This is a genomic window from Salipiger abyssi (assembly GCF_017311415.1).
Lineage (GTDB): Bacteria > Pseudomonadota > Alphaproteobacteria > Rhodobacterales > Rhodobacteraceae > Salipiger > Salipiger abyssi_A.
Map to the genome: position 1 here is coordinate 458307 of NZ_JAEKIS010000001.1, position 19909 is coordinate 478215.

Annotated in this window: 23 protein-coding genes; 12 read left to right on the forward strand and 11 right to left on the reverse strand. The window is 61.8% G+C overall.

Translation table 11 applies throughout. The features are described 5' to 3' along the window. Nucleotides 1-41 precede the first annotated feature (41 nt). The 3 genes from rph to hemW are packed head-to-tail and all read left to right on the forward strand — an operon-like array spanning nt 42 to nt 2513. Entirely contained in the window at nt 42-755 is a 714-nt protein-coding gene (gene rph / locus I6N89_RS02140) for a ribonuclease PH (protein ID WP_076699074.1), read from the forward strand. Continuing rightward, nucleotides 752-1363 carry an RdgB/HAM1 family non-canonical purine NTP pyrophosphatase gene (gene rdgB, locus I6N89_RS02145; RefSeq protein ID WP_207016569.1) on the forward strand — a complete coding sequence of 204 codons (612 nt, stop codon included), beginning with the start codon at nt 752-754 and terminating at the stop codon, nt 1361-1363. The genes rph and rdgB overlap by 4 nt, the downstream gene beginning before the upstream one ends. Then, nucleotides 1356-2513, forward strand: a complete 1158-nt coding sequence (hemW, locus tag I6N89_RS02150; protein WP_207016570.1) for a radical SAM family heme chaperone HemW — start codon at nt 1356-1358, stop codon at nt 2511-2513. The genes rdgB and hemW overlap by 8 nt, the downstream gene beginning before the upstream one ends. A gap of 93 nt (nt 2514-2606) precedes the next feature. Here hemW and I6N89_RS02155 read toward each other — a convergent pair whose 3' ends face one another. Genes I6N89_RS02155 through rho form a run of 6 tightly spaced genes read right to left on the reverse strand, consistent with a single transcriptional unit; the run spans nt 2607 to nt 9412 of the window. Next, nucleotides 2607-3512, reverse strand: coding sequence for a ParB/RepB/Spo0J family partition protein (locus I6N89_RS02155; RefSeq protein WP_207016571.1), 906 nt, complete (start codon nt 3510-3512; stop codon nt 2607-2609). 22 nt (nt 3513-3534) lie between these two features. Further along, nucleotides 3535-4344, reverse strand: a complete 810-nt coding sequence (locus I6N89_RS02160) for a ParA family protein (protein WP_207016572.1) — start codon at nt 4342-4344, stop codon at nt 3535-3537. Continuing rightward, a complete protein-coding gene (gene rsmG / locus I6N89_RS02165) occupies nt 4337-4960 on the reverse strand; it encodes a 16S rRNA (guanine(527)-N(7))-methyltransferase RsmG (RefSeq protein WP_207016573.1) in 624 nt (207 codons plus the stop codon). The genes I6N89_RS02160 and rsmG overlap by 8 nt, the downstream gene beginning before the upstream one ends. Further along, complete coding sequence (gene mnmG, locus I6N89_RS02170) at nt 4957-6825, reverse strand: tRNA uridine-5-carboxymethylaminomethyl(34) synthesis enzyme MnmG (RefSeq protein ID WP_207016574.1); 1869 nt, start codon at nt 6823-6825, stop codon at nt 4957-4959. The genes rsmG and mnmG overlap by 4 nt, the downstream gene beginning before the upstream one ends. 12 nt (nt 6826-6837) lie before the next feature. Next, the gene (mnmE, locus tag I6N89_RS02175) at nt 6838-8121 is read right to left on the reverse strand and encodes a tRNA uridine-5-carboxymethylaminomethyl(34) synthesis GTPase MnmE (protein WP_207016575.1); all 1284 of its coding nucleotides are present in this window, start codon (nt 8119-8121) and stop codon (nt 6838-6840) included. A gap of 19 nt (nt 8122-8140) precedes the next feature. After that, entirely contained in the window at nt 8141-9412 is a 1272-nt protein-coding gene (gene rho / locus I6N89_RS02180; RefSeq protein WP_207016576.1) for a transcription termination factor Rho, read from the reverse strand. A 530-nt stretch (nt 9413-9942) separates the two neighbouring features. On the opposite strand from rho, the gene I6N89_RS02185 reads away from it, so the two are divergent. From I6N89_RS02185 to dnaQ, 4 genes are read left to right on the forward strand one after another with little or no spacing between them, the layout of a single operon-like run. Further along, nucleotides 9943-10542, forward strand: a complete 600-nt coding sequence (locus I6N89_RS02185) for a Maf family protein (protein ID WP_207016577.1) — start codon at nt 9943-9945, stop codon at nt 10540-10542. Continuing rightward, nucleotides 10539-11372 (forward strand): shikimate dehydrogenase, encoded by an 834-nt coding sequence (locus I6N89_RS02190; RefSeq protein ID WP_207016578.1) that lies wholly within the window; start codon nt 10539-10541, stop codon nt 11370-11372. The genes I6N89_RS02185 and I6N89_RS02190 overlap by 4 nt, the downstream gene beginning before the upstream one ends. Then, a complete protein-coding gene (gene coaE, locus I6N89_RS02195; RefSeq protein ID WP_207016579.1) occupies nt 11369-11959 on the forward strand; it encodes a dephospho-CoA kinase in 591 nt (196 codons plus the stop codon). The genes I6N89_RS02190 and coaE overlap by 4 nt, the downstream gene beginning before the upstream one ends. Further along, entirely contained in the window at nt 11952-12641 is a 690-nt protein-coding gene (gene dnaQ / locus I6N89_RS02200) for a DNA polymerase III subunit epsilon (RefSeq protein ID WP_207016580.1), read from the forward strand. The genes coaE and dnaQ overlap by 8 nt, the downstream gene beginning before the upstream one ends. 4 nt (nt 12642-12645) lie before the next feature. On the opposite strand, the gene secB is transcribed toward dnaQ, so the two are convergent. Beyond that, nucleotides 12646-13149, reverse strand: coding sequence for a protein-export chaperone SecB (gene secB, locus I6N89_RS02205; RefSeq protein WP_207016581.1), 504 nt, complete (start codon nt 13147-13149; stop codon nt 12646-12648). Between the two features lie 54 nt (nt 13150-13203). Continuing rightward, nucleotides 13204-13710: an FxsA family protein gene (locus I6N89_RS02210; protein ID WP_207016582.1), complete on the reverse strand. Its 507-nt coding sequence runs from the start codon at nt 13708-13710 to the stop codon at nt 13204-13206. A 103-nt stretch (nt 13711-13813) separates the two neighbouring features. Between I6N89_RS02210 and I6N89_RS02215 the strand changes: the two genes are divergently transcribed. The 3 genes from I6N89_RS02215 to I6N89_RS02225 are packed head-to-tail and all read left to right on the forward strand — an operon-like array spanning nt 13814 to nt 16115. Then, a complete protein-coding gene (locus tag I6N89_RS02215) occupies nt 13814-14473 on the forward strand; it encodes a Tim44/TimA family putative adaptor protein (RefSeq protein ID WP_207016583.1) in 660 nt (219 codons plus the stop codon). Then, nucleotides 14473-15516 carry a murein transglycosylase A gene (locus I6N89_RS02220; protein WP_207016584.1) on the forward strand — a complete coding sequence of 348 codons (1044 nt, stop codon included), beginning with the start codon at nt 14473-14475 and terminating at the stop codon, nt 15514-15516. Before I6N89_RS02215 ends, I6N89_RS02220 begins: the two co-directional genes overlap by 1 nt. Then, nucleotides 15513-16115, forward strand: a complete 603-nt coding sequence (locus I6N89_RS02225; protein WP_207016585.1) for a Smr/MutS family protein — start codon at nt 15513-15515, stop codon at nt 16113-16115. The genes I6N89_RS02220 and I6N89_RS02225 overlap by 4 nt, the downstream gene beginning before the upstream one ends. 39 nt (nt 16116-16154) lie before the next feature. On the opposite strand, the gene idi is transcribed toward I6N89_RS02225, so the two are convergent. Further along, nucleotides 16155-16673, reverse strand: coding sequence for an isopentenyl-diphosphate Delta-isomerase (gene idi, locus I6N89_RS02230; protein ID WP_207016586.1), 519 nt, complete (start codon nt 16671-16673; stop codon nt 16155-16157). A 137-nt stretch (nt 16674-16810) separates the two neighbouring features. Here idi and I6N89_RS02235 point away from each other — a divergent pair, with 137 nt between their 5' ends. Continuing rightward, nucleotides 16811-17233 (forward strand): c-type cytochrome, encoded by a 423-nt coding sequence (locus tag I6N89_RS02235; protein ID WP_207016587.1) that lies wholly within the window; start codon nt 16811-16813, stop codon nt 17231-17233. A gap of 93 nt (nt 17234-17326) precedes the next feature. On the opposite strand, the gene I6N89_RS02240 is transcribed toward I6N89_RS02235, so the two are convergent. After that, nucleotides 17327-18460 (reverse strand): polysaccharide biosynthesis/export family protein, encoded by a 1134-nt coding sequence (locus I6N89_RS02240; protein ID WP_236016373.1) that lies wholly within the window; start codon nt 18458-18460, stop codon nt 17327-17329. A 171-nt stretch (nt 18461-18631) separates the two neighbouring features. Between I6N89_RS02240 and I6N89_RS02245 the strand changes: the two genes are divergently transcribed. After that, nucleotides 18632-19243: a sugar transferase gene (locus tag I6N89_RS02245; RefSeq protein ID WP_207016588.1), complete on the forward strand. Its 612-nt coding sequence runs from the start codon at nt 18632-18634 to the stop codon at nt 19241-19243. 6 nt (nt 19244-19249) lie between these two features. On the opposite strand, the gene I6N89_RS02250 is transcribed toward I6N89_RS02245, so the two are convergent. Beyond that, nucleotides 19250-19906: a YjbF family lipoprotein gene (locus I6N89_RS02250; protein WP_236016374.1), complete on the reverse strand. Its 657-nt coding sequence runs from the start codon at nt 19904-19906 to the stop codon at nt 19250-19252. Between the last annotated feature and the right edge of the window lie 3 nt (nt 19907-19909).

Consider the following 19909-nt stretch of genomic DNA (forward strand, 5'->3'; position numbering starts at 1 on the left):
AAGGCATCAGTATCCCGGTCGCAATCGAGAAAGGGGCGCCGATGAGACCGTCAGGACGAGATTTAAGCGAAATGCGGACCGTTTCAATCGAAACGGGTGTGACAAAACACGCGGAGGGGTCCTGCCTGATCAAGGTCGGCGACACCCATGTGATCTGCACCGCCTCGATCGAGGAGCGGGTGCCGCCCTTCATCAAGGGGTCCGGTCTGGGCTGGGTCACCGCCGAATACGGCATGCTCCCGCGCTCGACCGGGTCGCGCATGCGGCGCGAGGCGGCGAGCGGCAAACAGGGCGGCCGCACTGTGGAAATTCAGCGGCTGATCGGGCGCTCGCTGCGCGCCGGCGTCGACCGGGTGGCACTCGGGGAACGGCAGATCACCGTGGATTGCGACGTGATTCAGGCCGATGGCGGCACGCGCTGCGCGGCGATCACCGGCGGCTGGGTTGCGCTGAAACTGGCGGTGAACAAGCTGATGAAAGCCGGACTCGTGGTCAGCGATCCGCTGGTCTCGCCGGTGGCGGCGGTGAGCTGCGGGATCTATGCCGGGCAGCCGGTGCTGGATCTGGACTACCCAGAGGACAGCGAGGCCGGCGTCGACGGGAATTTCATCCTGCGCGGCGACGGGCAGCTGATCGAAGTGCAGATGTCGGCAGAGGGCGCGACCTTTTCGCGCGCGCAGATGGGCCAGCTCATGGATCTGGCGGAAGCCGGGGTTTCGGAACTGGTCGCCGCGCAGAAGGCAGCCGTGGCATGACCCGGCGCTTCGAGGGGAAGCGGCTGCTGGTTGCGACCCACAACAAGGGCAAGCTGGTGGAGATCACTGACCTTCTGACGCCATTTGGCGTCAGTGTGGTCGGTGCCGCCGAGATGGGGCTGCCGGAGCCGGAAGAGACCGGCACCACATTTGTGGAAAATGCGCGGATCAAGGCGCATGCCGCGGCCAAGGCGACGGGGCTGCCCGCGCTCTCGGATGACAGCGGTATCGAGATCGACGCTCTGGGCGGCGCGCCGGGCGTCTATACGGCGGATTGGGCTGAGACAGAGACGGGCCGCGACTTCGTCATGGCGATGGAGCGCGCGCATCGGGAGCTTCTAGCCTCCGGCGCGTCGCAGCCCTGGACGGCGCGGTTTTGCTGCACGCTGGTTCTCGCCTGGCCCGATGACCATGACGAGGTGTTCCCCGGTGTGATGGAGGGACAGGTGGTCTGGCCGATGCGTGGCGATCAAGGGCACGGCTACGATCCCGTGTTCCAACCGCAGGGCTATGACATCACCTTCGGCGAGATGGACCGTTGGGAAAAGAACCGCATCAGCCATCGCGCAGATGCGTTCAAGAAATTCGTGTCGGGCTGTTTTGGCTGAGACTTGGCGCCCGGGCGGTTTCGCCCTCTATGTGCATTGGCCGTTCTGCGAGGCCAAATGCCCCTATTGCGATTTCAATAGTCATGTCGTGCGCCATGTGGACCAGACCCGCTGGGCCGAGGCGCTGGTCCGCGAACTGGCGCGTTATGGGCGGCAGACCGAGGGGCGCGTGCTTTCGTCGATCTATTTCGGCGGCGGCACACCGTCTCTGATGCTGCCTGAAACCGTCGGTGCGGTGCTGCGCGCGTCGCGCGATCACTGGGCCTGGGCCAACGATATCGAGATCACGCTGGAGGCGAATCCGGGCTCGGTCGAAGCCGAGAAATTCGAGGGTTTTGCCGCTGCCGGCGTGAACCGTGTGTCGCTCGGTGTGCAGGCGTTGCGGCCGGACGATCTGCGCAAACTCGGGCGGCTGCACAATGTGGATGAGGCGCTTGCGGCGCTGGATATTGCAAAGTCGGTATTTTCGCGCGTGAGTTTCGATCTCATCTATGCGCGGCAAGGGCAGAGCCTTGCCGACTGGGAGCCGGAGCTGCGCGAGGCGCTGGATCTGGCCGGCGATCACCTGTCGCTCTACCAGCTCACAATCGAGGAAGGCACCGCCTTCTGGGACCGGGCGCAGGCGGGTAAACTGCGCGGCTTGCCCGGAGAGGATCTGGGCGCGGATCTATATATCGCGACGCAGGAGATTTGCGAGGCAGCGGGGTTTCCGGCCTATGAAGTCTCGAACCATGCGGCACCGGAGGCGATGTCGCGGCACAACCTGGTTTACTGGCGTGGCGGCGACTACGTGGGGATCGGGCCGGGCGCCCATGGGCGAGTCAGTTTGAACGGGCAACGATTTGCGACCGTGGCGCGGCGGGCGCCGGGCGACTGGCTTGTGGCTGCGGAAGCGGGAAACGGCGATCTGGAAGCCGAGCCGCTGAGCGACGCGGATATCTGGAACGAATATCTGATGATGGGGCTGCGGCTTTCCGAAGGGATTTGCCGTGAGCGGGCCGCAGCGCTTGGAACCAGACGGATTTCCGAGGAGACGCTGGCGCGCTTTGAGGATCTGGGGTTGATCTGGCGAACGCGCGATCGCTTTGGCGCAACGCGCGAAGGCCGGATGGTGCTAAACGCACTAACCGCCGAGCTTCTGACGGACTGAGCTTTTCCGGACTTGTTTGAAACTCTATCCCCACTGTGAATTGCGTACGGTCTGGGAAAGGCGTTTAACGGCCGCCTTTCCCAGGATCTGCATTCAGCGTGTGGCGCTCAGGATCATGCAGAGCGAATCCAGCTGCTCGAAGGACTCGTAGGAAATCGTCAGCTTGCCCGATTCCTTTCCCGGAGCATGCGCAATCGTGACCTTCATACCCAGAGCTGCCGAAATATCGCCTTCGAGCGCCTTGGTGTCGGCATCCTTGTCCATCTCGTAGGACGCCGCTGGCGCCTTGCGTTGCGGCGGCTGGGTTTCGGCGCGTAGCAGCGCCTCGGCCTGACGCACCGAGAGCTTCTTGCGCATGATCTCCTCCGCCATGCGATCGGGATCGCGGGAGGTGACGAGGGTCCGCGCGTGGCCGGCACTCAACTCACCATTGCGCACATGTTCCTGCACACCTTCCGGCAGGTTAAGCAGACGCAGAAGGTTGGCGATATGGCTGCGGCTTTTGCCCAAGGCCTCGGCGATCTTTTCCTGGGTATGGCCAAAGCGATACATGAGCTGCTTGTAACCCGCCGCTTCTTCGATGGCGTTCAGGTCGGCGCGCTGGATGTTCTCGATGATCGCGATTTCGAGCGTTTCCTGATCGCTGAGGTCGCGGATCAGGACCGGTACCTCATGCAGCTGTGCAAGCTGCGCCGCGCGCCAGCGGCGTTCGCCGGCGACGATTTCATATTGCCCGTCCTCGCCCGGCGCCGGGCGAACGATGATCGGCTGAATGATGCCCTTCGTCCGGATGGAGTCGGAAAGCTCCTGAAGCTGTTCCGGCGTAAAGCTGCGGCGCGGCTGATCCTTGTTCGGCACCAGCTTTTCGATTGGAACAAGACGATCCGGGGTCTTTGGCGTGGCCTCCTCTGCGCTCTGCGTGGGCTGAATATCGACATCGGACATCAGCGCCGAGAGGCCGCGACCCAATCCGCGGCGGGGTTCCTTTTTATCTGACATGTCTGCTCTTTCTGTTCTGTGGTCAGGCGGCAAGGCGGGCGTTCTTGCGCAGCAATTCGTCGGCGAGAGCACGATAGGCCGTCGCACCCTTGGACTGCCCGTCATAGGTCAGCACGGGCATGGCGAAGGACGGCGCCTCGCTGACGCGGACATTCCGCGGAATCACAGTGGCGAAGACGAGATCGCCGAGATTCTCCCGCGCATCGTCCTCGACCTGGCGGGACAGGTTGTTGCGCGCGTCGTACATCGTCAGAAGTACGCCCTCGATGCGTAGGTCGGGATTGGCGGTTTGCCGGACTTCCCGGATCGTCAGCATCAGTTGAGACAGGCCCTCAAGCGCAAAGAATTCGCTTTGCAGAGGCACAAGGACAGAATGCGCCGCGACCATCGCATTGACCGTCAAGAGGTTGAGAGAGGGCGGGCAATCGATCAGGACGTAGTCGTAGCCAAAGCGATCCATTCCCGTCTGACGAAGCGCATCGTGCAGGAGAAAGCTGCGCTTTTCATTGGCCACCAGCTCGATATCGGCGGAGCTGAGATCGACCGTCGCAGGAATCAGATCGAGCTGCGGTTGATCGGTTTTCTGAATCACCTGGTCGAGCTCGATATCCTCGAGCAGAAGTTCATAGGTGGTGTATTCGCGCTCGTCAGGTTCAATACCCAGGCCGGTGGAGGAGTTCCCCTGCGGATCGAGATCGACCACGAGAATCCGCAAGCCACGCTCGGCCAGTGCCGCACCCAGATTGATTGTGGTTGTGGTTTTACCCACCCCCCCTTTTTGGTTTGCGATTGCAATGATTTTGGGGCCGCTGGGCCGCGACGGATCAGACATGTGTCAGAGCTCCGATGGTCAGGACGACTGCGTTGGGATCAGTGATACTTGTACGACGCTCACAGGAGAACTTCCACGATTCCCCTGCGGCGGCGACTTCTTTTTTCCAATTGGCGCCTTTGAGGAAGAGCGCCTGCCCGCTCGGGCTGAGATGCCGATCCGTGAAGGACAGCAAGGTCGGCAGATCCGCAAGCGCGCGAGCGCTCAGGATATTCGCCTTGAGAGGCGGGATCTCCTCGATCCGTCCAACAAGCACCCTCCCACTGACGCCGGTTTCACGCAAAGCCGTGCGCAGGAAAACCGCCTTCCGCTGGTCGCTCTCCACCAACGTCACATCGAGTTCCGGCGCAAGCTCCTCTGCCAAAATCGCGATAACCAGACCGGGAAACCCGCCGCCGGAACCAAGATCTGCCCAGAGACCGGTGTGGTGCCTCGGGCTCTGGAAGATCTGCGCGGAATCGACAATGTGACGGGTCCAGAGATCCTCCAGTGTGGCGCGGGAGACGAGGTTGATCTTCGACGACCACTTTTCCAGGAGTGCGGAAAGATGGGTCAGCCGATCCAGTGTTTCACGTGAAACATCCAGATCAGGGAGCCGCGAATCCAGTAGCGTCATGCAGATTTCGCCTGGCCGGAACGCCGCAACCGAAGAAGAAGCAACGAAAGTGCCGCCGGAGTCATTCCATCGACCTTCGCCGCTTGAGCCAGGTTTTCCGGCCGCGCGAGCGCGAGCTTATGCTTCAACTCATTCGACAGCCCTTCCACACCGGCAAAATCGAACCCGTTCGGTATGATCATGGATTCATCGCGGCGCAGCGCCTCGACATCGCGCTGCTGACGCGTAATGTAGTTCGCATAAAGTGCATCGCGTTCCAGCTGCTGAGAGATCTCCGGTTCGATGGCAGTGAAGGCCGGTTCTCCACTTTGGAGGAGCGACATCGTTACATCCGGAAACGCCAAGAGCTGGAAGCCGTTCCGCTTCTGCCCATCCGGCGCAACCGAGATACCCATTTCGCCAAGGGCTTTAGGACCAAAGGCATGCTCTTCCAAAAGCGCCCTACCCCGTTCAAGCTTCTCACGCTTTTCCTCAAAGACTGCGCGCCGCGCGTCCGAGATACATCCCAGCGCGATTGCCTTCGGGGTCAGTCGTTGGTCCGCGTTATCCGCGCGCAACGACAGCCGGAACTCTGCCCGCGATGTAAACATGCGATAGGGCTCGCTCACTCCGCGCGAGGTCAGATCATCTACCATCACGCCGATATAGGATTCCGAGCGTCCGAACTGGACCGGCTCGTCGCCCATCGCCTCCCGCGCGGCGTTGAGGCCTGCAACAAGACCTTGCGCCGCTGCCTCTTCATATCCCGTCGTTCCATTGATCTGCCCAGCCAGGTACAAGCCTCGCACAGCACGGACAGCGAGACGAAGATCCAGCGAGCGGGGATCGACGAAATCGTATTCGATCGCATAACCCGGCTGGAGGATCTCTGCCTTTTCAAGCCCGGCAATCGACCGGACATAATCGGTCTGCACCTCCTCGGGCAAGGAGGTCGAAATCCCGTTCGGGTAGATCGTCGGATCGTCCAGACCTTCGGGTTCTAGGAAAATCTGGTGAGAGCTCTTATCCGCAAAACGCACGATCTTGTCCTCGATGGACGGACAGTATCGCGGTCCAATCCCCTCGATATGCCCGCCATACATTGCCGAGCGGTCAAGATTGTCACGAATGATCTCGTGCGTACGTTCATTAGTGTGGGTAATCCCGCAGCTCACCTGACGCACCGCCGGACCCTTTGACAGGAACGAAAACATCACCGGCGCGTCGTCGCCGGGCTGATCCTCAAGTTTCAACCAGTCAATGGTTCTTCCGTCCAGGCGTGGCGGCGTACCGGTTTTCAGACGCCCAAGCTCAAGCCCGAGATCGTCGATCCGCTCTGCCAGCCGAACCGACGGTCGGTCGCCCATACGTCCGCCCGGGCGCGACTGATCTCCGATATGGATAACACCCCGCAGAAATGTCCCTGTCGTCAACACGACTGCCGCCGCAACCAGCTTTGTACCATCCGCGAGAACGACGCCCTGTACGAGCTCACCAGACTGAATCAGATCGACGGCCTCACCCTCGACAATGCTCAGGTTCGGTGTGTTGTGCATCTCGCTTCGCATCGCTTGCCGATAGAGCTTGCGATCCGCCTGTGCGCGCGGCCCCTGAACCGCCGGCCCCTTGCGTCGGTTGAGCAGCCGGAACTGAATCCCTGCCTGATCCGCGACACGCCCCATCACCCCGTCCATCGCATCGATCTCACGCACAAGGTGACCCTTGCCCAGACCTCCAATCGCCGGGTTACAGGACATCACGCCGATGCCAGCTTCGGTCAACGTCACAAGCGCTGTGCGCGCACCCTGGCGCGCGGCCGCAGCCGCGGCCTCGGCGCCGGCATGGCCGCCACCGACGACCACTACATCGAAGTCGCGTTGTTTCACGTGAAACACTCCTTACTTCCCGAGGCAGAAACTCGAGAAAATCTCGTCCAAAAGATTTTCCACATCAACCCGACCGATCAGTAGTTCTAGGCTTCGAATCGCGGTACGGATTTCTTCCGCTGCAAGATCATACCAGTCTGGCCCCCGTCTTAGCATCTCGCTCGCAGCTTCCAGCGCGGATTTTCCCTGGATAAAGGCAACACGATGCCGTTCCCGCGTTGCCAGCCCAGCGGCCTGAACCTTATCCGACAGCCGAGCACCGATCTCTGCTATCAACAGATCGACACCCTGCCCGCTAAATGCGGAAATTCCCCCGGAATCGCCAGTCAGATCCGCCTTGGATCGCAGCACGATATCTTCAGCGCCCAGCTCCATCTCCGGCACGCCGCGCTCATCCACCAAAACGACTCTCAGATCGGAGGCCTTCGCCCGTTCTCTCGCGCGCGCAATCCCGATCTTTTCAACCGGATCCTGAGTCTCGCGCAAGCCCGCCGTATCGAGCAAGGTTACCGGGAGTCCTGAGATATCCATGCGCACCTCGATAACATCCCGAGTCGTCCCGGCAATCTCCGACGTGATTGCGGCCTCGCGCCCCGCCAGCGCATTCAGCAAGCTGGACTTCCCGACGTTCGGCGCCCCCAGAATGGCCACCTCAAACCCCATCCGGATCCGCTCCGCCGCGTCGATTCCGGAAAGCTCACGATCCAGCGATCCGGAGACCAAAGCGATCAGTTCCGCCACCCGATCCGACACATCCACCGGAACCTCTTCATCCGCGAAATCAATGGTGACCTCTAGCAGGGATGCCGCCTCGATCAGATCCCGCCGCCAGACCTCAACCGTTTTTCCGAGCGCACCACCAAAAACGCGTAGCGCCTGCACCCTTTGGGTTTCAGTCTCGGATTCGATCAGATCCGCCAAAGCCTCGACCTGCGTCAGATCAAGGCGATCGTTTTCAAGCGCTCGGCGGGTAAATTCTCCCGCCTCCGCAAGCCGCAGCCCATCCATCTCCTCAAGCGCACGCAGCACCGCCCGCTGGATCGCCGCGCTTCCATGCAAATGAAACTCGGCAACTGCCTCACCGGTAAAGCTGGCTCCCTCCTCGAACAACAGCAGCAGCGCCTCGTCGAGAACCTGCCCCTCCGTATCCCGCAACCGCCGCAGCACAGCCTGGCGCGAAGCAGGCAAGGTTCCGGCAAGACGTGACGCAGCGTCCCAGGCTTTTGTCCCGGAAACGCGGATCACTGCCACGCCGGCCTTTCCCGGCGCGCTCGCAAGGGCAAAGATGGTGTCCAAACCTGCCTCCCGGCCGGTCCTAGCTGTTCATCGAGTCGAAGAATTCCGAGTTTGTCTTGGTCTGCTTGAGTTTCGACAGCAGGAATTCGATGGCATCCGTGGTGCCCATCGGGTTCAGGATCCGCCGCAGCACAAAGGTCTTTTGTAGGTCGATCTTGTCGACCAGAAGATCTTCCTTCCGCGTACCCGATTTCAGAATGTCGATCGCGGGGAAGACCCGCTTGTCCGCAACCTTCCGATCCAGCACGATCTCAGAGTTGCCGGTGCCCTTGAATTCCTCAAAGATCACCTCATCCATACGCGATCCTGTGTCGATCAGGGCCGTGGCGATGATCGTCAGCGATCCGCCCTCTTCGATATTCCGCGCCGCGCCGAAGAACCGCTTCGGTCGCTGCAATGCGTTGGCATCCACACCACCGGTCAGCACCTTACCCGAGGACGGCACAACAGTGTTGAACGCTCTACCAAGTCTGGTAATCGAGTCCAGAAGGATCACAACATCTCGTTTATGCTCCACCAGGCGCTTGGCTTTCTCGATGACCATTTCCGAAACCGCAACGTGCCGCGTCGCCGGTTCGTCGAAGGTCGAGGAAATAACCTCCCCCTTCACCGAACGCTGCATATCCGTCACCTCTTCCGGCCGCTCGTCGATGAGCAGCACGATCAGGTAGCACTCCGGATGGTTCTTTTCGATGCTCGTCGCGATATTCTGGAGCAGCACCGTCTTACCGGTCCGCGGCGGCGCCACGATCAGCGAACGCTGACCTTTGCCGATGGGCGAGACCAGGTCGATGATCCGGGCCGAGCGGTCCTTGATCGTCGGATCCTCGATCTCCATGGTCAGACGCTCATCTGGATAGAGCGGCGTCAGGTTGTCGAAGGCGATCTTGTGACGCGCGCGCTCGGGATCCTCGAAATTGATCTTGGTGACATCGACCAGCGCGAAATAGCGCTCCTCGCCATCGGGTGCGCGGATCTCGCCCTCCACCGTGTCGCCCGTACGCAGCGAGTATTTCCGGATCATGTCCGGTGAAACATAGATATCGTCGGGACCGGGCAGATAGTTAGCCTCGGGAGAGCGCAGGAAACCGAACCCGTCCTGAAGCACCTCCAGAACGCCATCGCCAAAGATCTGCCAGTCCTCATCCGCGCGTTCGCGCAGGATCTGGAACATCATCTCGCCCTTGCGCATGGTCGAGGCGTTCTCGATCTCGAGCTCCTCGGCCATGGCGAGCAGATCTTTGGGGCTCTTCGCCTTCAGGTCGGAGAGGTTGAGCTTCTCGGTGCTCATCGTGAATCCTTCCGGGCCGGTCATACGGCCCCGTATCTGTCGGTCTCTGGGAAAATCACACCCGGACGGGTATCGCAAAGGGAGGTAATGCTCCCCGCCCCTCGAGTCAATCTCTCTCGCACACAGTCCCGGATCGGGTCTCGAAACTGTATTTTAAGAAAGAAGAGAAAAGATGATTTTGAGATTAGGGGTCTATCGCGCCGGTGGATTATTCGCTTATGCGCATCTTGTCCCAAGCTGGCAGAGCTGTGGGCAATTCTGTGCGCAACGGCCCATAGCACCGGCTTGAATATTAAATTAATGTTTTAAATTCAATATCTTGAACATTATTATTGTCCACTGAATAACCTTGGGACAGTTGACCTTCACCGAAACTCATCCTCAGTGCGAAGTTATCCTTCCTCACAGCGGAACGACTCGGCTCGGCGCATCGTGAGCTGTGCCGGTTGTCCCCCGGCTTGCATGTCAGAGCAATTTTCCCCAGAACGCTCCCCTGACAAGACCCCTTAGATTTCGACAGGTTTTTCCACATGGCCCCGCCGTTCATTCTGGCGTCCGGCTCGCAGATCCGGGCAGAGATGCTGCAAAACGCCGCTGTGCCCTTCCGAATCGAGAGGCCGCGCATCGACGAATCCGCGCTTCGCGACTCGCTGGCCCAGGAAGGTGCCGGGCCGCGCGACATGGCCGATGCTCTGGCCGAATTCAAAGCCCGTCGCGTCTCGCAGCGCCATCCGGAGGCGTTCGTTCTTGGCTGTGACCAGATCCTCGCGCTCGGCACCGAGATATTTATCAAGCCTGAAACACCGGAGGATGCCCGCGCGCAGCTGTTGCGCCTGCGCGGTCAGCGGCATCAGCTGTTTTCCGGCGCGGTGATCTATCAGGCCGGCGAACCGCTCTGGCGCCATGTCGGCACGGCGCGGCTGGTTATGCGGGAGTTCTCGGACGCCTATCTCGACGATTATCTCGCGCGGAATTGGGAGAGCGTCCGTCACTCCGTCGGCGGCTATAAGCTCGAGGAAGAGGGGGTCCGCCTCTTTGCGCGTATCGAGGGCGATCACTTCACCATTCTCGGGTTGCCGCTGCTCGAACTGCTTGCCTTTCTTTCGGTCCGGGGGATCATCGCCGCATGACTGTTGCACGTATACCGCTCGCCGGCGTGATCGGATCGCCGGTTGCACATTCCCGCTCGCCGCTGCTGCATGGCCACTGGCTGCGCAGATACGGGCTGCCGGGTCACTACATCCCCATGGAGATCGCGCCGGACAAGCTCGAAGCCGCCATGCGTATGTTGCCGGATCTGGGCTTTGTCGGCGTCAACGTGACCATTCCCTATAAGGAAAAGATGATGGAGATCGCCGATCTGGTCTCCGACCGCGCCACGCTGATCGGCGCGGCCAATACCATCATTTTCCGCCAGGACGGGCGCATTCACGCCGACAACACCGACGGTTACGGCTTCATCGAAAACCTGCGCCAGGGCGCGCCCGGCTGGGATCCGAAAGCCGGTCCTGCCATGCTCTTTGGTGCCGGTGGCGCGGCGCGGGCGGTGATCGCCTCGTTGCTCGAGGTCGGCGTGCCGGAAATCCGCATCAGCAACCGCACGCGGCTGCGCGCGGAAAAGCTGCGCGAGGATTTCGGCTCGCGGATCACCGTGGTGGAATGGGTGCAGGCGGGCAATGCGCTGGAAGAAGCGGCACTGGTGGTGAATTCGACCTCGCTCGGCATGACCGGCAAGCCGGAACTGCGCGTGCCGCTCGACGGGCTCCGACCCGGCACGGTTGTGACCGATCTGGTCTATGTGCCGCTGCAAACCCGGCTGCTGCGTGTTGCGGCGGAGCGGGGCTGCACCTGCGTCGATGGGCTGGGCATGCTGATCCACCAGGCTGTGCCCGGGTTCGAACGCTGGTTCGGGCAGCGCCCCGAGGTCGATGACGAGACCCGCGCCGCGATCCTGTCATGAGCTTCCGTCTCGGCCTCACCGGTTCCATTGGCATGGGCAAATCCACCACCGCCGCGATGTTTGCCGAACGCGGCTGCGCAATCTGGGACGCGGATGCGGCAGTGCATCGGCTGTATTCTAGGGACGGCGCGGCGGTTGCCCCTTTACAGGCCGCGTTTCCACAGGCCATCGAGGACGGTGCGGTCTCGCGCGACCGGCTGCGCGAGATCATCGCCGCCGATGCCGACGCCTTGTCCCGGATCGAGGCCATCGTGCATCCGCTGGTGCGCCAGGACCGAGAGACATTTGCCGGCAACCATGCCGACAGGATCGTCGTCTTCGACATCCCGTTGCTGTTCGAAACCGGTGGAGATGCGGAGATGGACGCGGTCGCATGTGTCACGATTCCCGCCCAATTGCAGCGTGAGCGGGTGCTTGCGCGCGGCACGATGAGCGCGGAGGATCTCGACCGTATCCTGGCCCGGCAGATGCCGAGTGACGAAAAATGCGCCCGCGCCGATTATGTCATCGTCACCGATACGCTTGAGCATGCCGGCGCGCAGGTGCAGTTTGTTCTGGAAGATATCGAAAGGCGGCGCCATGCGTGAGATCGTGCTCGACACCGAAACCACCGGCTTCGAACCGGAACAGGGCGACCGGATTGTCGAGATCGGCGCGGTCGAACTTTTTAATCACGTTCCCACCGGCAACACCTATCACCAGTATATCAACCCCGAACGCTCGATGCCGCAGGAGGCCTTCGAGGTGCACGGTCTGGGCGACGATTTCCTGCGCGACAAGCCGGTCTTTGCCAAGATCGTCGACGAGTTCCGCAGCTTCATCGGCGATGCCAAGCTGGTGATCCACAACGCCGCCTTCGATGTGAAATTTCTCAATGCCGAGCTGCGCTGGTCGGGTCGGCCGCTCCTGCCGCGCGACTGCGCCATCGACACGCTGGACATCGCCCGGCGCAAATTCCCCGGCTCTCCCGCCTCGCTGGATGCGCTTTGCCGCCGCTTCGGCATCGACAACTCGTCGCGGACGCTGCACGGCGCGCTTCTCGACAGTGAAATCCTGGCGGAAGTCTATCTTGAGCTGATCGGCGGCAAGCAGCCCGATCTCGTCCTGACGCCGCAGCGGCAGAATAGCGGCGGCGCGGATATGTCCGACGACTGGCGCCCGAGCCGTCGCCCGGTGCCGCTGCCGCCCCGGATCACCGAAGAAGAAAAGGCGGCTCACGCCGCCTTTGTCGAAAAACTCGGGGAAAACGCGCTCTGGACGCGCGGCTGAGCCCTCAGGCGTCGAGCTTCTGTTCGCCGCTTGCCGCCGCCTGCTGCCGACGCGCCAGCTCGTTGCGGTAAAGCGCAACGAAGTCGATCATTTCCAGATTCAGCGGCGGGAAACCACCGTCACGGGTGATGTCGGAGATGATGCGGCGCGCGAAAGGGAAGATCATCCGCGGGCATTCGATCAGCAGGAACGGATGCATCTGCTCGTCCGGCACGTTCTCGATATGGAACACCCCGGCATAGTCCATTTCGAGCAGGAAAAGCGTTACGTCGCTGTCCTTACCCTTGGACACCACCTTGAGCTTCATCACCACTTCGTACTGATGTTCGGTGCTGCGCTTCTTGGCGTCGAGATTGACCTGAACCTGAACGTCGGGCTGAACCTCGCCCGCGCTGCCCTTCTGGGCCAGGATGTTTTCAAAGGACAGATCGCGCACGAATTGTGCGAGAACGTTCATCTTCACGGGCGCCGGCGCCTCGCTCGCGCCGTTCTGAGGGGTCTCTGCCATAATGTCTCTCCTGAAACGAGGTTTGCACTGCAATAGCAGGCGGGGCTGTGCGCCTCAATGCCTCGTCCAGCCGGAACCGGGATGGTTGGGCCGTTTGTCTTGGGGAATTTCCGTATATTCGCCCTCGATCACGTCGCCGGGCTGAGATCCGCGCGGATCGCGCCTCATGTCGGGTCGCGGCTGCGGGCCGCGGCTGCCCATCTCGAACCGCGCCACGGTGACGCGGCGCGACAAATAGCGCATCACCGCCACGCGCACCGGCGGCGAGAGCAGCGCAAAGCCGACCGCATCGGTGAAAAACCCCGGTGTCAGCAACAGCGCGCCCGCCAGCAGGATCATCGCGCCATGCGCAAGCGGTGCGCTCGGGTCTTCCAGACGGGAAAAAGAGCCCTGTAAATCGCTCATCGCCCGCAGCCCCTGCGATCGCACCAGCCAGGTGCCGAGCATCGCCGTCAGCACCACGATGGCCAGCGTCGGCCACAGCCCGATCAGCCCGCCGACCTGGATGAACAGCGCGATTTCAACGATTGGCACCAGCAGGAATGCCAGAAAAAGCCACATGATGGGTCTCCCTTGCGTCCGGGCGCCGGTAGACTTGCCGGAACCCAGCACTTACATAGGGATGCAACGAGAGAACTTCCACGTTTCTGCGCATGAGGTGCCGATGAACACGCCGATCGTCCAGCTGCTGGTCCTTGCCGGGATCGCGATTTTCCTGATCCTGCGGTTGCGCAGCGTTCTGGGGACGCGCGACGGGTTCGAGAAACCGCCGGTTCCCGCGCCGGGCAAGCGTGAGGAGGCCAAGCGCGAATTCGAGGTCATCGAAGGCGGCCCGGATCGCGATATCGTCGACCATGTGCCTGAGGGCAGCGATGCCGCCGAAGCGCTGGCGAAGATGAAGCGGGCCGAGCCCTCTTTCAATGTCGGGGAGTTCCTCTCCGGTGCGCGCGGCGCGTATGAAATGATCCTCATGGGGTTCGACAATGGCGAGATCGAGGATCTCAAGCCCTTCCTGTCGAATGAGATCTACGAGACCTTTGCGCAGGTCATCCAGGCTCGCGCCGATCAGGGCCTGACCATCGAGGCGGAATTTGTCGGCGTGCGCGAGATGACCTTGGCCGATGCAAGCTTTGACGATGACAGCAAGCTGGCCGAGATCACGGTGAAATATGTTGGCGAGCTGACCTCGGTGGTGAAGAATGCCGAGGGCGAGATCGTCGAGGGCAGCGCCACTGCGGTCAAGCGCCAGAAGGACGTCTGGACCTATGCCCGCAACATGGGCAGCGACGATCCGAACTGGCAGCTGGTCGCGACCGACGAATAATGCGACGGGCGATCCGTGCCGCGCTTGTGGCGGGCATGGCACTGGCAGGCACCATGAGCGCGGCGGACACCGAAACCACCTACGAGATCCTCGACTTCGCCGATCTGGACGGCTGGGCCGAGGACGATCACGCCGCCGCTCTGTCGGTGTTTCTCGAGACCTGCGGCGATCTGCGCGAACCGGATTGGGTCAGCCTCTGCGCCGTTGCACGTGAAACATCGGATGCCCGTGATTTCTTCGAGCTTTTCTTTCGCCCGGTGCAGATCGGCGATGGCGGCGAAGGCCTGTTCACCGGCTATTTCGAGCCCGAGCTCGACGGCGCGCTGAACCCCGGGCCGCGCTACCGTTATCCGATCTACAGCATGCCGCCCGAAGCGCAGGGCACCGGCCCCTGGCTCAGCCGGCGTGATATTCTGAACTCCGGGGTGATGTCGGGGCGCGGTCTGGAAATTGCCTGGGTCGATGACCCGGTAGAACTGTTCTTTCTGCAAATCCAGGGTTCGGGGCGTATCCGCCTGCCTGACGGGCGGCATATCCGCGTCGGCTATGGCGGTGCCAACGGCCATCCTTACCGTTCCGTCGGGCAGGAGCTGGTGCGGCGCGGCACGTTCAACGCGCATCAGGTCTCGGCGCAGCGCATCAAGTCCTGGGTCCGGAGCAACCCGTTCGACGGGCAGGAGCTGCTCTATCACAACCCGTCCTACGTGTTCTTTCGCGAAGTAAGCGAGGTTCCCGCCGAAAAAGGTCCGCTCGGCGCGATGAACCGCTCGATCACCGCCATGCGGTCTATTGCCGTCGATCCGGCTTTCACTCCGCTTGGCGCGCCGGTCTGGATCGAGAAGGATGGTAGCTCGCCTCTGCGGCGGCTGATGATCGCGCAGGATACCGGCTCGGCAATCAAGGGGGCGCAGCGGGCCGATATCTTTTTCGGCACTGGCGACACCGCCGGTCAGCTGGCCGGTCAGCTGAAGGATCCGGGCCGGCTGGTGGTGTTCCTGCCAATCCAGCGTGCCTATGCGCTGCTACCGGAATCGGTGCTATGAGCCGGCGCCGTCTGCGCCCCGAAGAGCTGGAGCTGTGGCAGCAGGTGGCAAAGACCGCCGAGCGCCTGCCGGGCAAACCTCGTGAGCGGATCGCTCCCGCGGCACCGAAAGCGCCGGAAAACGGCCCGCGCAAACCGTCCCCTGCCCTGCCCGATCCGTTTCCCACGTTCGGTCTCGGCAGCGGGGCCAAGCCGCCACCGGAATCGCATGATTTTCTCGGCACCACTTCCGACCGGCTCTCGCGGGAGCCGGTGCGCATGGATTCCAAGGCCTTTACCCGGATGAAACGCGGCAAGCTGGTCCCTGAGGCGCGGCTCGACCTGCATGGGATGACGCTGGATCGCGCACATCCGGAACTGGTCCGCTTTATACTTACGTCGCAGACGCGCGGGCTCCGTCTGGTGCTGGTGATCACCGGCAAGGGCCTGCGCGAAGATCCGCACGATCCGATGCCGCGCCGCCGGGGTGTGCTGAAAACCCAGGTGCCGCAATGGCTGCGCATGCCGCCGGTGGCGCAGGCGGTGCTTCAGATTTCGGAGGCGCATGGCAAGCATGGCGGGTCCGGTGCCTATTACGTCTATCTCCGCCGCCGCCGCTGAGATGTGTAGGGTGGGCAATCTGCCCACCGCCCGTTGGGATTACCGCGCTAGAATCTGATCTGCGTGTTTGCGCAAATAAATCCGTAGCCATGGCGTGAAACGCTCGGGGCTCTCGTCCGTCTGCCGCGCCAGAACCTCCAGATCGACCCAGGCGAATTCCATGACTTCCGCTGGATTAGGGTCGATTTTCATCCCCTCCGGTGCCTCGCCGACAAACAGATCGACGAGCTCGTGCTCGATCATGCCACCGCCCACCCCGGCGCGGTATTCCACCTGCCCGCGCGGGCTCAGCGCGAGGCCGGTAATCCCCAGCTCCTCGGCAAGCCGCCGTGCGGCGCAATCGGCGGGGAGCTCGTTCCAATGTGGGTGTGTGCAGCAGGTGTTCGCCCAGAGACCGGGCGTATGATATTTTTCGAGCGCCCGGCGCTGGATCAGCAACCTGTCGCCGCGCAGGACAAAGACCGACACGGCCTTGTGGCGCAGGCCGCGCAGATGCACCTCAATCTTGTCGACCGGTGTCAGGGTTCCGTCAACCCAGGCGGGAATGGTGTTGTCCATGCCGCCTGTTTCCTCTCGCGGCGCGCAGGCGTCAAGCACCCTTGGCATATGGTCGCATATACAGGCACGGCCTATTGTTGATTTCATTTCCCTTGAGCTAGGTTCCGGATCGGATACGCGTCACGGGAGACAAAACCATGAAATTCAAGATAGCCACGGCCATCGCCGCAGTGACTCTTGCCACCTCGGCTCATGCGCAGGACGCGGCCGAGGGCGAAGAGATCTTTATGAAGCGCTGCCGCTCCTGCCACACGATCACCGACGACGCCGGCGAGACCATCGTCAAAGGTGGCCGCACCGGTCCGAACCTTTATGGCGTCATCGGCCGTCCGGCCGGTTCGGTCGAGGATTTCCGCTACCGCGATTCCATTGAGGCGGCGAATGCCAAAGGCCTCGTCTGGGACGAGGCGACGTTCGAGGAATATGTTCAGGATCCTACGGCCTTCCTGAAATCCTATCTCGATGATGCCGGCGCGCGCTCGGGGATGACCTTCAAACTCAGAGAAGGTGCCGCCGACGTTTACGCTTATCTCGCGTCGATGAGTCCGGCTGCCGAGTAACGGCCCGCGCCACCAAAGGCATCTGAAGGATCATACAGAAAGGGGCGCCCGGTTCGGACGCCCCTTTTTCTTGTACGACCAGAGGCCGCGCAATCAGTTCGCCACCGTCGTGATCTGACGCGTGAGGCCGAAGACCGAGCCGACCAGGTTAAACACGGTCTGCGTGCTGCTCAGCGGAGATTCCGTTGCAAGCACCGAGTCTCCCGGGTTGATCTGGAATTTCTTTGCCGCGAAGAGCCCGTCCGCCGAGGTCAGGTCGAAGCTGAAGACAACCTGCTGCATGCGAGGCGCGCTGCCATCGGAACGCAGATGCTTCACATTGTATTCCCGAAGCACCAGAACCCCCTTGGGGTTGGCGCGATTGTCAGACAGCCCGCCCATCAGCGAAATTGCCTCCATCGCGGTCAGATCGTCCTTGGGGAAATAGATCAGGTCTTCGCGGCCGGAAGCGCCGAGCGCGGTAAAGCTTTGGTCGCCCTGCTCGACGACAATCGTATCGCCGGGTCGCAGCAGCGTGTTGCGAGCACCGCTTTCGAGAAGTTTCGAGGCCGAAATCTCATAGGTGGCACTGCCGCGAATCAGCCTGACGCGCGGGTTGCGCATGGTGGGGCTGATGCCACCGCCATCCGCGATTAGACCGAGCACCTTATAGTTGCGCGACGGCATTTGATAGGCGCCGGGCTGGGCCACGCCGCCGACGAGCTCCACCGAATTCACCCGGCCCTGTGTCAGGCTGAGCTGCACCTGCGCCGAGGGCGCAATCTGGATCAGTTTCTCCTGCACGCGGCTCCGTGCCGCAAATGGAGTGAGACCTCGGATGTAGACCTCGTTGACATAGGGCAGAAAGATCGAGCCGTCCGGGCCGACTTCGACCTTCGGCAGTACTGTCGACTTCTCGGAAGCGTTGGTCAGAAGGGAGTTTTCCTGGCCGTCCCAGATGACGATATCCACCTTGTCGCCGGTATTGATTACATTGGAATTCGCGCCGGTCGAGGTGCTTGGCCAACCGTATTCGTTGCCGAGCCCGGTCTGCGGCCATGATGCGATCGCCGGCATGTTCGCACGGGTTACCGCAACGACCTGGAATGTGGGGTTTTCGGCCGAGGATTCGTTGAGCACCTCGGATTGCAACGCCGCGCCACGCGGCAGGCTACAGCTTGCAATGAGCAACAGTGCTGCGCAGGCGGCGAAGAAATTGCGTAGTACGAGCAATGCAGGTCCCCCCAAGGAAAATCATCCGCAGTATCTTGGGCTTTCTTAGCGGTTGTCGCTGGTGATAGACAGCCTCTTGTCGTCGTAAATCTCATATGGACGATTCCGCGTGACCCTGACACCTCGCAACGCGGAGAATGAGCGGGAAATGGCCGTCCCACGGCGGCGAGAATTGGATGACGACGGATGACCACGGGCAAGCGCGTGTTCGATATTCTGGCTTCTCTGGTCCTGATAATTCTGTTGGCTCCGCTGATCGCGATTGTCGCGCTGGCGATCCTGCTGCGCGACGGTGGGCCGGTGCTTTACCTTTCTGAGCGGATGAAGACGCCGGAACAGGGCTTTTTGCTGTGGAAATTCCGCTCGATGCGCCCGGACGATGCCGACAGAGGCGTTTCCGGGGGCGACAAGACCAGCCGGATCACCGCCACGGGCGGCTTTCTGCGTCGCTACCGGCTCGACGAGCTACCGCAGCTGTGGAACATCCTGCGCGGGGATATCAGCTTTGTCGGTCCGCGCCCGCCGCTGCGCCGCTATACCGACATGTTTCCCGAGATCTACGGCGATGTGCTGAAGGCGCGGCCGGGCGTCACCGGTCTTGCCACCCTGGCCTATCACCGAACCGAGGAACGTCTTCTTGCCGAGTGCCTGAGCAAGGACGAGACCGAGGCGGTCTATTGCCGTCGCTGCGTGCCCCGAAAGGCGCGGCTCGATCTGATCTATTTGCGGAAGCGGAGCCTTTGCTACGATATCAAGCTGATGGCCGCGACCGTACTGCGCCGGATCCCGCTGCACTGACCGCAATCAGCGCTGGAGCATATGCATCGCCACATACCCGGTGAGCCCGCCCAGCCATTGCCGCGACGCAAGAATCTCGCCGCCCGCATCCACGACGTAGTAATCGACGAAGGGCGGGCCGTCCGGGCTTTCGCATGCGGCGATCATTTCCTGACCGTTGGTCCGGATCCGCCCCATGGCGACCTCGACGGGCTTGTCGGGCTCGACACCGCAGCGATAGGTGACTGTCTCGGTGACGCCCTCGGATGTCAGGAAACGCTGGACATAGCTGACCTGCCCGGTCCGACGTGCGCGCACCGTGTCGAGCAGCGCCTCTTCTTCCGTCGACATGAGATCTCCGCCGAGTCCGCGCGTTCCGGTGATCATGCCGTGATTCATCACGATCGACTGCCGGGTGACCGTTGCAAAGGTCTTGTACGGTCCGTTCTCTTCGATCTGGATAAGCAGCGTCTGAGAATTGCGCTCGTCGACATTGAAAAACGCCACGGGTAGCTCGGTGGCTGAAAGCGTCTGTAGGATCTGCTGCTGGGTGACGGCGGACGGAGCCTTGTCGCCGCTGAACATCAGCGAATAGATATTGGTCACCGGGTTGGTGAAATAAGGATCGTTGCTGCACCCGGCCACCGCCGCGCCGAGCCCGAGCAGGGCAGCCAGTCTGAGCATCGC